A 12,027-nucleotide genomic window follows, 5' to 3' on the forward strand; every position below is an offset into this window, starting at 1 on the left:
AAGGAGCGGAATGTGGAAATATCGGAAACATTACGTATGTTTGCTCCCTTGCTTTGATTTTGGAACAAAATAGAATGTTTATGAGTATGAAGAAAAACCTGTTTCTTATTTTTAGTCTGTTGTTGTGGGTTCCGGTCGCTCTGCCGGCTCAGGTGGTAGAAAAGGTTCTTGATATTTTCCATGCCGACAGTTTGCAGGCTTCCGAGATAAAGGCTGATAGTGATTCACTGCATCTTGCCGCTGTCCGGAAAGAACTGGCAACAGCCAAACTGAATGAAGCCAATCTGCGTATGGAGATTGAGCAGATGAAGCTGGCTGCTTATGCTGCCGATTCGGTAAAACTGGCGTCACAAAAACAGCGCATCGATTCGCTGAGGCAGGTTACCTTGGGGCGTTCCTGTAGTAGTGGACGAAGATACTCTGTTCTACCTTTATGCCAAGCGTGGAGGCCTTTCTCCGCAGCAGCGGGCCGAAAATGTGTCACGCGACATCACGGCGTTGGGCAAGCGCTTCAATCTGCATCCTGATTCGGTCTACATCGAAAGTACCGATATTGTTACCGACTTGATGTATGGCGACAAGGTACTTGTTTCGTTTACCGACCAGGACGGTTTGTGGGAAAGTTGTTCGCGCGACCGTTTGGCCGAGATCAGGCGTCAGGTGATTGTAGAAAAGCTGAAGGTGATGAAAGCCGAGCACGGCTTTTGGCAATTGTGCAAACGTATTGCATATTTCCTGCTGGTGATTGTAGGACAGTTCCTGTTGTTCAAACTTACCAACTGGCTGTTCCGCAAGCTGAAGGCACGCATTGTCCGGCTGAAGCATACGCGCCTGAAGGCATTTTCCATTCAGGACTTTGAGTTGTTGGACACACGCAGGCAAGTGATTGTACTGGTATGGCTGGCCAATCTGTTCCGGTATGTCATTATGCTGTTGCAGCTGTTGCTTACAGTGCCTCTGCTGTTCTCCATCTTTCCGCAGACCAAAGATCTGGCCTATCAGTTGTTTTCCTATATTTGGAATCCTGTGAAAAGCATCCTTTATGGTGTGTTGGCCTATATCCCCAATCTGTTCACCATTCTTGTCATCTGTATTGCTATCAAGTATCTGGTGCGGATGTTTCGTTATCTGGCGAATGAGGTGCAGGAAGAGCGCCTTAAATTGAACGGATTCTATCCCGACTGGGCCATGCCTACCTATCACATTATCCGTTTTCTGCTCTATGCCTTTATGATTGCGATGATTTATCCGTATCTGCCTGGATCCAATTCGGGAGTATTTCAGGGGATATCGGTATTTGTGGGTCTGATTATTTCGCTGGGGTCGAGCACCGTTATCGGGAATATTATTGCCGGTTTGGTCATCACCTACATGCGTCCTTTTAAACTGGGCGACCGTATCAAGCTGAACGATACGACGGGTAACGTGGTCGAGAAAACTCCACTCGTAACCCGTATACGTACGCCTAAAAACGAAGTCGTGACTATTCCCAACTCGTTTATCATGTCTTCGCATACGGTGAATTTCAGTCAGTCGGCGCGCGATTACGGATTGATTATCCACTCCGAAGTCAGTATCGGATACGATGTCCCTTGGCGGCAGGTCAATAAATTGCTGATAGAGGCAGCGCTCAATACCCCCGGCGTGGTAGACGATCCCCGTCCTTTTGTCCTTTCTACTTCGTTAAGCGACTGGTATCCGGTATATCAGGTCAATGCCTACATCAAGGATGCCGACCGTCTGGCACAGATTTATTCGGATTTGCATCAGAATATTCAGGACCGCTTCAACGAAGCCGGTGTCGAAATCATGTCGCCCCATTACATGGCCGTGCGCGATGGAAATGCTTCGACTATTCCTCACGAAACAACGGATGAGGCAGAGGAAGGTGCAGCAAAGTAAGTGTGTGCCTTCGGTCACGCGATAGACAGACGTGCTGTGTTTAGTCGGGTTTGCTGCATCTGACCAGCACTTTTTGTCCTTCGGCCAGTGTTGTTGCAAATAGATAGATGTTGCCTCCTTCGGCCAGTTTCAGCCGTTTGCGCAGTTCGGCCACGGTGGCGGGAAAGTTGCGGACAGTGATATTGGCTTTTCGGTTTTCGCCCAGCAGACTTTTTACTTCTTTTTTGCCGAAGCCGCACCAGCCGTCTATGCGGAACATACGGCCGGGGAAGTCGGGCAGCGGCATGTCCGAGGTGTAGAGGTGGCTGTTGGGATGCAGTTTTTCTGCTTTGTATGCGTTGGCCAGGCTGCGGAAAGCTCCGGCTTTAAGCAGGGAGGCATTGGGCTCGTACAGGTATGTGCGAAGTGTTGGGGCATACGGGCACGCAGTGTCCTGTTCTTCCTGACGTGTAAAGCTGAAAGCAGCCTGGTCCGTGGGCAGGTTGATGCAGCGGATGGGGACGCGGTCGGGTTCGGTCATGTCGCCGCGTGTCAGTATCAGCAGCAACTCCTTGCATTCGTTTCCTACGGAGACGATGTGTGCTTCGCTGACGTGCCGCAGGGTATGCAGGGCCTGGGTCAGGTCGAGCATGGGTGATAGCTTTATCAATACGTGTCCGGCTTTTTCGAGCAACAGCGGTTCGAGGGCGGCGACGTCGGGTTCGCAGTCGGCTATGGCAACGGTTTTTCCGCCGTGTCCGTCGCGGCGGGCAGGATCAAGAAAGAGCCAGTCGGTACCGGTCATGTCCCGCAGGTAGTCGGTGCCGTCGGCATGGCACACGTTGATGTGCTCCAGTCCCAACAGCGGAAAGTTGTGGCGGGCCGCTTCGCACAACACTTCTTGCCGTTCTACATAAGTGGCATGGCTGAAGAGTGCGGACAGGAAAGAACAGTCGATGCCGAATCCGCCTGTCAGGTCGGCAAACTGTTCGTTTCTGCCTCCGAAAGCTTCGACGATGGTGGTCTTGTAGCGGGCCGTCACCTCCGACGAACATTGCTCCATGGAGAGGTGTGGCGGATAGAGGATGCCGTTTGTCGCAGCCCAAGTGGGTATCTTTTCTTCAGCAGCCTGCCGGCCGGCTATCTGCGTCAGTGCTACAGGCATATCTACATGCGGATAGCGGGCTGCTTGCAGTGCCAGTGTGCGTACATCGTCGTGCCGGTGTTCGGCTACGAATCGGAGGGTTTCTTCGGTCAGTGTCATAAGGCTTTTTCTATTAAAAGGAAATGTTCAGGAGGCCGGCGGTCAGGGAATAATCGGGAATCGTTGTCTGGCTGTCTGCCGGCTGTATCGGTTGAAGTGCCACCATTCGGTTGGCAGGGGGCGGAAGCCGGCGTTCTTCATCACACGGCGTAGCAACAGGCGGTTCTGCCGTTCGGCTTCGGTCAGTTTGCCTTGTGCTACAAGCTGTTCTTCGGCTGTGATGTGAGCTTCCTTGCCCAGGTAGTCTATGGGAGTACCCATGGGCAGAGGCTTTCCCTGTCCGTCTACGATGCTGACGTCTACGGCCAGACCGTAGTTGTGCAGTCCTCCGCCGTGGGCGGGGTTGGAGACGTAGATGTATTTGGGGGTACCCTTCACTGCGTTCCACATGGTTTGCTGGACGGACATCGGGCGGGCAGCGTCGTAGACGATGAGGCTGTACGACGGGTGTTCTGCCTTCAGCTGTTGTTGTGCTTTCTGCAGGCTCGTCATGGCGTCGGGGTGCAGGTAGGCTTCGTGCAAATCTTCGTAAAGTATTTTGCCAGTAAAGTTGTCGGCACGGGTGTACATCAGGTCTACTGCAATGCTGCTGTCTGCTTCGCTGATGCAGACCAATCCGAGCGAGTCGAGGTAAAGCGCCGTCTGGCTTTTGGCAGGATGGGGGACTGCTGTATCTGCCACGATTGTTTCCTCTGTCTTTCCGGTCGTATCTATTTCCGCATTCGCAGTCTGTTTCGCGTCTGTCTTGCAGGCGTACAGCATGGGCAGAAAGAGTAGTACGAGCAGAATCTGCAAGTAAAACCTGTCAAAACAGGCCCGACCCAAAGAATCGCATGCTTTTTTCATGCAACAAAGATAGGAACTTATTTACGTACCTGCAAATGGGTGGAGGGGGAAAGAAAAAGGAGTGCCAGTGCTCCGCTAACGGAAGCTGACGTTTTCTGACGAAAGTTGTCCGTCATACAATAAATTTTCGTAACTTGGGCTGCCGATTAATGGGAAAATGGATGTTGTATGATGAAAAAAATTTATTGGAAGGGTGTGAAGCGAAAAATAGATAAATTTATAGACAGAGTAATCGATTGCATTCTTATCTTCACAGACTGGTTAGGTTAAGGCGGTTGGAACAGAGATACTGTGTTTACGCATTGTTTACGCACGGACATAAAAAAAGCAGTTACGAGATTCGTAACTGCCTGATTTTCTTCGTGGACCAGCCTGGGCTTGAACCAGGGACCTCCAGATTATGAGTCTTTTTGTAGGGTATTTCATGAAATTACATATTATGTAAATATACTGATTGTCAGCACTTAATACATTTTGTGGTTTGCAGGAAAATACGTATATTTGCAGTAGTTTTCGTGCGAAAAGGTCACCTGAAGGTCACCAAAGAGAGCGGAATATCACTTGTAAATAAACATATTATGGAGAAGAAGGAGACGAATAAGGTCACTAAAACGGCAAAAATGGAAGCCAAAACCACTTCAAGGGGAGAAAAGTGCCTCGCCAAATTCACGGCTGCAAATGGCAACGTATATGGTTCATTGACTCTTGATATACGAAAAGCAGGAGATTACTCGCAACCGCTTCCTGTTGCCGTGCGTATATGTCATGCTGGACAGAAGGTCTTTCTTCGTTTGGGCAAAACATACACTATGGAAGAATGGTTGACCTTGTGCGAATACGAGAAAAGTGGCCGTCGTGTTCAACTGACAGAGAGAAACGACATGAAAAATCTAATGGATAGGGTGGAACTTATCGCCAATCAACTTATCGCAGAAAACAACTTCTCTCTTCGCAAGCTGCAAGACAGATTTCAGGGTAGAAAAGATGATGACAGCACCATTATTACAGTGTGGGATTCATACATTCAATCTAAGACCAATGAGGGCAAGGCTGGTTCAGCCCGTTGTAGCAAAGATGTTCGTAACCGCTTTGTGAAAGACTTGGGTACGGATGTATCATTTGCTGATATTAACAAGGAGTTTATCATGAAGTGGGTAAAAATCATGAAAAAGAACGGACTGAGTACAACGACCATTGCCATCGCACTTCGTAGCCTCAGAACAATCATCAATATGTGTATCTCAAATGGTTTGATGAAGGGTGATACCAAGGAAATGTTCAAGGACACAGGTTACAATAAATCCCAAAGCCGCAAGCATGAGTTTCTTGATGTAGCTACCATGCGTAAACTCTATGACTTCTGGAAAGCAGGTGAGGCAAAAGACAAGGATAGGAACGAGTTGTTTCTTGGGCGAGAAAAACATGCTATATTTCGCGACCTTGGATTATTCCTCTTTATGTATTTAGGCGATGGACAAAATCTTGCTGATACACTCCGTCTGACTTATGATGAACTATACTATGCCACTCATGGCAAACAGTTGCGTTTTCTTCGTCATAAGACCCGGGAACGAAACGAGAGTGCCAGTGAGGTAATATTTCCTGTTACACCTGAGATACAAGAGATACTCAACCGATATGGTAATGCTCCAAAACTTGGGCGAAGGGTATTTCCCATAATGAGCGAACTTATTACCCCTGAACAGGAGATATGGGTTATCCAACGTTATAACAGATATATACGTGAGCACATGGCAAAAGTCGCTAAACTTATAGGATTGGAACAAACACCATCACCAACATGGGCAAGACATAGCTTTGCTACCAATCTCAATAATTTAGGTGTCGTACCTTATAAATATATAAGTGACAGCATGGGGCATAGTGGTGGCAGTGACATCACTTCCAACTATATAGGCACCTATCCTCTTGCGAAGATGTTGGAGTACAATTATTATTTGCTTAATGAGAAGCCTAAAGAAACTGCCCCAGTTGTAGATAAGAAAGCTTTGTTGGAGATGCTGAAGGGCTTAAGCGAAGAGGAGAGGATGGAACTGATAGCTAATCTATCTGACTAATTATAGCTGTTTACCGCAAGAGCACCAAGTGAAATACCACAAAAACACGGAACAAAACACAGCAAAAATACCGAATGAAATACCGCAAAAAAGTGGATTTAATTACCACAAAAAACACGAATTGGCAATACAATTCGCAGAAAATGTGTATCTTTGCCATTGAAAAATATATTATATGAATTATTATAAAAGAACAGCCGATGCCCTGCTGCAAGATTTACTGGATGCATTTGGGGCAGTATTGATAGAAGGTCCCAAATGGTGCGGTAAAACCACTACGGCATCTCAACTTGCCAATAGCATCTTGAGAATGCAAGACCCAAGTATGCGTGAGGAGTATTTAGCCACAGCTAAAACTAAGCCGTCCATTCTGTTAAAAGGAGATACACCTCGTCTTATTGATGAGTGGCAAGATGCTCCAATGTTGTGGGATGCGGTACGAACAACTGTTGATGACCGCCAAATTCCCGGACAATTTATACTCACTGGTTCCAATGCTGTTGACAAATCTCAAATACATCATTCCGGAGCTGGTCGTATTGCCCGGCTGCGTATGTTGCCTATGAGCTTGTGGGAGTCGCAAGAATCTACGGGCGAAGTTTCATTGAAAGAACTTTTCAACAATCCTGATTATGATATTGACGGTAAAATGTCTAAGATGACCGTCGAAGACCTAATCTTTGCCGCATCCCGAGGTGGATGGCCGGCTTCTTTGTTGGCTCGTACTCCAAAAGCTCAATTACTTGTGGCAAAGAACTATGTTCAAACCATTTGTTCTGACGACGTTTCCGGTATTGATGGAAAGAAAAGAGATGCCAAACTGACCAGCATGATACTTCGGGCTTATGCCAGGAATGTTTCGACATTGGTCAAGAAAAAATCTCTTTTAGATGATGTAACCTCGTCTGGCGAAGTAAGTTGTCACGTAGATACATTTGATGATTATGTTTCGGCTTTAGAAAAACTATTTGTTATCCAGAACATAAGTGCATGGTGTCCTGCCATAAGAAGTAAGACCGCTATCAGAAGCAGTGTAAAACGATGCTTCTGTGACCCTTCTATACCGATTGCCCTTTTGGGACTATCTCCCGAATCATTAAGTATGCAACTTAGGACGTTTGGATTTATCTTTGAGCAGATGTGTATTCGTGACCTAAAGGCGTACACCATTGATTTAAATAGTCATGTATCTTACTACCATGACCGATACGACTTGGAAGCGGACATAGTGCTGCATTTGGAAGATGGACGTTATGCTCTCATTGAGTGCAAACTTGGTAGTAGCGAAATTGATGAAGGAGCTAAACACTTACTCGAACTCAAAAGGCTTATACAGGAACACAACAAGACGGAGAAGCAGGTACCTATTCGGGAGCCAGATTTACTTATTGTGATGACAGGTGGAACAATGGCATATTCTCGTCCCGATGGGGTTAAAGTGATTCCTTTGGCATGTCTCAAAGATTAACCATTTAGCGGAGCTGTTTATATGGACAATAATATGAAGGAACTTTCCCCTGATAAGTTTCATCTTCAAGCAAAAATGCAGGAATGGCTTGAAGCGAATCAAGAAATCTATACAAATTTTAAGAGCAAGATTCAATCAATCTTAAAGAATCTGTTGTGCGATAACCACAGTAAACAGATAGACGATGAGGCAATTACGTTACAAAACATAATCTTGGAGGTAATGACCACAGAAGAAGGTGTTGCTACGATGAGATGATTGACAAATTCTCTAATGCCATAAAAGATGGGAATGTGTCAGCCTGCTGCTTGTATTGCTATTTGGAACTGGACAATGGGCTTAAGGAAATAGAATATGCCATGACCAAATTTGAGCAATCAGAGGATGCAAAATACATTAAAGAAGGCATTCATGCCTATTTGGAAGATAAGAAACGTGAAACTCAAGAAGCAGTTAACAAGGATTTGAATTTGCTCAGCCTGCGTCGCTGGCACTATGAACACCCCGGAGACTATCAAGAATTTGCAAATCTTTTTGCCAAAGCATACGAAGGTGATATGACTTTCATTCTTAAAGGCATGTCTTACTTGGCAGAGATGCTGTCTCTTAATGGAATTAAGGGCATTACAGAATTACTTGAAAGCCTTTGTCCTGGGACTGAAAGCTACAATAGAGCTCAATTTGGAAGCAATTACCAGCAAGTCCATGAGAAACTGACAGCCTTGTTTGCTTCTACATTTAATCAAGAGGCAACGAAACAAAAACTCCTGCATAACAATCCTTTCATGTGTAGTGCGTTCTACTGGATGATATTTGACGATGGTTTTGTGAAGATGGGAGATTTACTCTCCAAAACAATGATGGGAGAAAACTCGTCTGTCTGGCAGAAAGGTTTTGGTGGGCAATTTATACGCTCTTTAATGCTTACCAGTTTTGACAAAGCAGCTTATACCAAAGGGGCATGGAAAGCTATGGGTAAAAATGGTGCGGCAAAAGAGGTGGTCAGTTCCACCTTACAGGCATCTAAAGGTCGCCGTGGACGCAAGCAAGTCTGTGTCCTGCTTGAAGAAATGCTTATACAACCTTATGCGGAACTTCTTACCAATGGGATAGAAACAATACTCACCGAATGGATGGAAACGAATGCTACAGACTCCGTTCTTGCCTATATTTTTGCTGCGTTGACTAATGGCGGTTTGCTTAATGACTCTTACAATTACCGAACTTTTCATACTGCCATTTTGGAGAGGTTCCCATCCCTTGGATTCAAATCTGGTTTTGATTGGGCAGAAGCCCTTTATTGTGCCATTATCAATGAACATGGTGACTATGGCTATAATTTGAGTTTATCAGAAAAAACTATTCAAACAGGAAGGGAACAAGCGAAGTTGATGGAGATAAGACTGCGTACTTTGCTTTCTCCCAATATATATTAATTCTATCATAAACGCTTGGTTAGTTAAAAAGAAACGCTATCCCGTTAAAAGCACCTCGGCAGAAATCGACGCGATTTTTACCGAGGTGCTTTCTTTGTGTTCTATAATAATTTCGCGGCATAATCATCTAAACAACATATTATGCAAGGAAATTTTATCATGTTACAGAAGGATGACCTCAAGCAGGTTGTTTCCGAATTAGTGGAAGAGTTGGTAGGAAAGAAATCCCAGCCCGATTTGACATCAGAAGAGAGTGACGAATACTATACGCGCGACCAAGTATGTGAACGGCTTCACATCACCTACACCACTTTATGGCGTATGCAGAAAGAGGGTACAATCATCGTTCACAAGTTAGGTGGACGTAATCTTTACTCAAAAAGAGAGATTACTTCACTTGTGAAATCGAAAGTTCAGGGTTCTGGCTGTAATGAATTGAATGTATAATCCCAAGAGATACAATATGGAAGAATTATATATTCGAGTAGGTACTACAATATATAAGGTAGTGCAGCAACCTTTGGTCGATGGTACAACTATCACCCGCCGGATTCAATGGAGCTTTGGCACTATCCGGCAGGACTATGGAAAGAACAATATTCCTCCCATCACAAAGTATAATGGCTTTTGTACAGTACCGAGTCATATTAACTATCAAAAAGAAGTTGCAGGTTTCTACAATCTTTACGAGCCGATAACCCATATTCCTGTGGAGGGCGATTTCAAGCATATCCGCTCGTTGGTGGAACACATTTTCGGTGAGCAGTATGAGTTGGGAATGGATTACCTTCAACTGTTATATCTGAAACCGACACAGAAATTGCCGATACTTCTGTTGGTTTCGGAAGAACGGAATACAGGCAAGAGTACATTCTTGAACTTCTTGAAAGCATTGTTTCAGGATAATGTTACTTTCAATACGAATGAGGATTTCCGCAGTCAATTCAATGCCGATTGGGCAGGCAAACAGATGATAGTTGTGGATGAAGTGCTGCTCAACCGCCGTGAGGATAGCGAACGGTTGAAGAATCTTAGCACAGCCCATTCCTATAAAATGGAATCCAAAGGAAAAGACCGCTATGAAGTGCAGTTCTTCGCTAAGTTTGTGCTGTGTTCCAATAACGAGAATTTCCCCGTTTACATTGAGCCGGAGGAAACACGTTATTGGGTAAGGAAGGTTAACCGATTGGAGAAGGATGATACTTCGTTTCTACAGAAATTGAAAGACGAAATCCCAGCATTTTTGCACTATCTGTTGCATCGTGACTTGACAACCAAAGAAGAAAGTCGAATGTGGTTTTCGCCGTCACTCATACGCACGGAAGCATTGGAGAAAATCATCCGCAGCAATCGGAGCCGCATAGAACTTGACATGGCTGAACTGCTGCTCGACATCATGGACTGCATGCAGGTGGATGTGGTGGATTTCTGCATCAACGACCTATTGGCGTTGTTCAACTATTCTATGGTAAGAGTGGAACGCCACCAAGTGAGGAATGTCCTGCAACAGTGTTGGAAACTGGAGCCTGCTCCCAATGCGCTGTCTTATTCCACTTACCAAATATCCGTGTTGCCGGGACAGAAGTATTCAGCATCACCCAAGAAAGTCGGTCGCTTTTACACCGTCACCCGAGAAATTCTGAAAGACTATCGTTGAGTTTGTTGAATTTGATGAAATATAGGGAGAAACGTATGAGCAAGGCTTATATGATTCAACAATAGTCTCAACAGTTTTCAACAGAATTGCTGGCCAAAAAAGAAAAGTAGAATCCTAAACCGTTGGATGCGATTTTTATTTTCCCTTTTGTCGGTACTCTCTCAACAAAGTCAACAAAATCAACGAGAAATAAACAATCACAAGACTTCTAAAATAACAGTCACATGAAGAAAGAAGATTTGATACCAATTATCGCACAGCGCAATCCGCTCTTGGCGGATGCGGTCGGCAAAATGGTCGGCTACATTCAAGACAGGTGGGCAGCACCGTACCCCTCAAAGGAACAGACGGAAGCGGTCAATGCCTACCTCCGTTCAGTCCATGCTGACGGTAACGGTACGATGAGCGAGAACAATATTGCACACCGCAGGATTGCCACGCAGGTGATAACCATTAACGCAATCCGTGTGCTTGACCATGACCAGCTCGACCGTTTGCAGGATGTGCTGAACCATATCGCAGCGGACAGGGAATACCATATGCCGGAACACGGGTATGGCATGGGCAGGTAGCTGACCAGTGTAACACCTATAAATATCATAGACTATGTGCAAGAACGAACAGACCATACATTACTGCACCATCCTTTCCGCCGGGCAGTGGGATTTCCTTTTGGACGGCAGATCCGCCATCGACAGGCAGAAGTGCCTGCACAGGCTGATGACCGCAGCCGTGCGGACAAAGACCGCCCTCCGTATCAAGGGAGTTGAGATTGAGTTGGAGGTGGGACAGGCGGCAGCTTCCGATGTGGAACTGGCGGAATACATGGGCTGCAACCGAAAGACCATCGGAAAGCTCATCGGCAGCTTCAACAGGCTTGGTATGCTGACCACCCGAACCAACAACCGAACATCCATACACACCCTGCATTTTCTTACGGGGTGGTATGTGGATGGTGTCCTGCTGACTAATCCCCATTATGTCAAGCCTGCGGCAGTTTCCAAAGGACAGGCAGACGGAGTGCGGACACCATACTCTAATGATATGCCGTCGGAGAACAAACCGTGTACCGTGCCGGATGGTTGCCAGTGCCCAAGGCTGGAAGCGGACAGCATGGCAGGCGGAGCAGCCGCCCTTTCTTTTTCCCTATGTTCGCCTGTGGTTTTCGACAGTTCGGAGAACAGAGCGGATGCGGAGGACAAAGCCGACAATCCCCATATCGCAGACAATGACAACGGACAGCATGAAAACAATCCTATAGAAAGCCCGAAAGAAGCGCAGAACGGCACGATTGGCGGCGTGGAAGACCCGACATAGCCGGGAGGAACTGACGGGCGCACAGCGCAGGATTTCAGCGGTACTCCGTTGGTGGACGTGACTGACTGGGCTTGCCCAGA

The 12,027-nt window shown here is 46.2% G+C and carries 10 protein-coding genes and 1 pseudogene; 9 read left to right on the plus strand and 2 right to left on the minus strand.

Features of this window, described 5'->3' with window-relative positions:
• The first annotated feature begins 86 nt into the window (after positions 1-86).
• Positions 87-1,902, plus strand: a pseudogene (locus Q3C19_RS07710) (mechanosensitive ion channel family protein).
• 40 nt (positions 1,903-1,942) lie between these two features.
• Here Q3C19_RS07710 and Q3C19_RS07715 read toward each other — a convergent pair.
• Both Q3C19_RS07715 and Q3C19_RS07720 read right to left on the minus strand, forming a co-directional pair.
• Positions 1,943-3,145, minus strand: coding sequence for a class I SAM-dependent methyltransferase (locus Q3C19_RS07715; RefSeq protein ID WP_302728365.1), 1,203 nt, complete (start codon positions 3,143-3,145; stop codon positions 1,943-1,945).
• Between the two features lie 42 nt (positions 3,146-3,187).
• Positions 3,188-3,907: a M15 family metallopeptidase gene (locus Q3C19_RS07720; RefSeq protein ID WP_083380871.1), complete on the minus strand. Its 720-nt coding sequence runs from the start codon at positions 3,905-3,907 to the stop codon at positions 3,188-3,190.
• Positions 3,908-4,569: 662 nt separating this feature from the next.
• On the opposite strand from Q3C19_RS07720, the gene Q3C19_RS07725 reads away from it, so the two are divergent.
• From Q3C19_RS07725 to Q3C19_RS07760, 8 genes are all read left to right on the plus strand, one after another.
• The gene (locus tag Q3C19_RS07725; protein WP_302728367.1) at positions 4,570-6,069 is read left to right on the plus strand and encodes a site-specific integrase; all 1,500 of its coding nucleotides are present in this window, start codon (positions 4,570-4,572) and stop codon (positions 6,067-6,069) included.
• Positions 6,070-6,244: 175 nt separating this feature from the next.
• On the plus strand, positions 6,245-7,537 hold the full coding sequence (locus Q3C19_RS07730; protein WP_007747646.1) for an ATP-binding protein: 1,293 nt from the start codon (positions 6,245-6,247) through the stop codon (positions 7,535-7,537).
• A gap of 33 nt (positions 7,538-7,570) precedes the next feature.
• Entirely contained in the window at positions 7,571-7,795 is a 225-nt protein-coding gene (locus tag Q3C19_RS07735; protein WP_302728371.1) for a hypothetical protein, read from the plus strand.
• 62 nt (positions 7,796-7,857) lie between these two features.
• Positions 7,858-8,973, plus strand: a complete 1,116-nt coding sequence (locus Q3C19_RS07740) for a DUF6043 family protein (RefSeq protein WP_302728373.1) — start codon at positions 7,858-7,860, stop codon at positions 8,971-8,973.
• A gap of 141 nt (positions 8,974-9,114) precedes the next feature.
• The gene (locus Q3C19_RS07745; RefSeq protein ID WP_071149319.1) at positions 9,115-9,420 is read left to right on the plus strand and encodes an AlpA family transcriptional regulator; all 306 of its coding nucleotides are present in this window, start codon (positions 9,115-9,117) and stop codon (positions 9,418-9,420) included.
• Positions 9,413-10,630 (plus strand): DUF5906 domain-containing protein, encoded by a 1,218-nt coding sequence (locus Q3C19_RS07750; RefSeq protein ID WP_302728375.1) that lies wholly within the window; start codon positions 9,413-9,415, stop codon positions 10,628-10,630. The genes Q3C19_RS07745 and Q3C19_RS07750 overlap by 8 nt, the downstream gene beginning before the upstream one ends.
• A 224-nt stretch (positions 10,631-10,854) precedes the next feature.
• Complete coding sequence (locus Q3C19_RS07755; RefSeq protein ID WP_071149321.1) at positions 10,855-11,202, plus strand: hypothetical protein; 348 nt, start codon at positions 10,855-10,857, stop codon at positions 11,200-11,202.
• 34 nt (positions 11,203-11,236) lie between these two features.
• The gene (locus Q3C19_RS07760) at positions 11,237-11,947 is read left to right on the plus strand and encodes a hypothetical protein (RefSeq protein ID WP_204403907.1); all 711 of its coding nucleotides are present in this window, start codon (positions 11,237-11,239) and stop codon (positions 11,945-11,947) included.
• Positions 11,948-12,027: the final 80 nt, after the last annotated feature.

This window comes from Bacteroides sp. ET489, assembly GCF_030518095.1.
In the GTDB taxonomy this organism is placed as follows: domain Bacteria; phylum Bacteroidota; class Bacteroidia; order Bacteroidales; family Bacteroidaceae; genus Bacteroides; species Bacteroides ndongoniae.